Below are 1,050 nucleotides of genomic sequence, written 5' to 3'. Positions count from 1 at the left end.
GCGCTATCCTCGCCGGAAAGCCCATCTACGTAGCCATGGCGCAGCGCAAGGAAGTGCGTAGAGCCCAACTCGAGCAACAGCACTCTCAACAACGCCAAATGCGCATGCAACCCAACGGAGGCGTCAACCCTATGTACCCCGGTTCCGGACCCGTATTTTTCCAACCTGGTCAGGCTCGCATGCCCATGTACAACATGGGTGTACGACCCCCTCGCTGGAACCAACAACAGGGTCCTGCTGGCGCTCAAGGGCGCCCCGCTGGAGGCTACCCACAACCTGGCTACGTCATGGGCGCTACTCGCGGTGGACACCGTGGTGGAGCCGCTGCTGCTCGCGGAGGCCGTGCTGCCCCTGCTGGCGCAAAAGCCCGCAATGCCCCTCCTGCCAACCGTGGACCCAACACTCGCTACAACAACCAACGTCCCTACCCCCAGGGCAACGTTGCCCAAGCTCAACCTGGCGCTATGCCACCCCTTCCTACTCCTCAGGAGTTGGCTGCTCAGTCTCCCCAGGAGACAAAGAACATGCTGGGAGACCGTTTGTACCACCTTATCGCCAAGAATCATCCCGATCTCTCCGGAAAGATTACTGGCATGCTCCTCGAATCTATGGATAACACCGAGCTCATCCTCCTTCTCGAGGATGGCGCTGCTCTTGATGGCAAGGTGAACGAGGCACTGAACGTACTTCGTGAGAGCGGAATTCCCGTTGAAGGCACCCCCGAAGGAGGCGATGCCGAAGGTGGAGAGCAATAAGTCTGGAACCCCTACAAAAATTGCGAAAAATACAAAAAAAACTACAAAAAATACAAAACCGAATGAGATTCATGAACAACTGAAGCAATAAACTTTTTGAAAAACCCTTGTCTTGGCAACCAGTTCTCTAAAGCAACCGATTTTTTGAAGGCTCTCCTTGGCACTCGCATCCCCCTGAACGTCGGTCGTTACTCCTCACTACGCTTGCATCACAACCGACGAGGGATGTTTTTGCTTTTTGAAACCAGTGCAGGTATCAATAAGACCACTGGGGGGAATCCTTCTTTGTTTTCTT

Annotated in this window: 2 protein-coding genes; both read left to right on the top strand. The window is 54.5% G+C overall.

Annotated features, from left to right (window positions below; translation table 11 throughout):
• Positions 1-287: 287 nt before the first annotated feature.
• On the top strand, positions 288-755 hold the full coding sequence (locus V6D20_07570; protein HEY9815642.1) for a hypothetical protein: 468 nt from the start codon (positions 288-290) through the stop codon (positions 753-755).
• Positions 756-851: 96 nt separating this feature from the next.
• On the top strand, positions 852-1,050 hold a 199-nt coding region (locus V6D20_07565; GenBank protein HEY9815641.1), incomplete at its 3' end, for a hypothetical protein.

The organism is Candidatus Obscuribacterales bacterium (assembly GCA_036703605.1).
GTDB lineage: Bacteria > Cyanobacteriota > Cyanobacteriia > RECH01 > RECH01 > RECH01.
The sequence above is the reverse complement of the archived record's forward strand: the minus strand, read 5'-3'. Positions and strand labels throughout refer to the sequence as shown.

Coding starts and splice junctions, on each gene's coding strand:
- V6D20_07570 (HEY9815642.1), top strand. CDS start 288: ATGGGCGCTACTCGCGGTGGACACCGTGGTGGAGCCGCTGCTGCTCGC.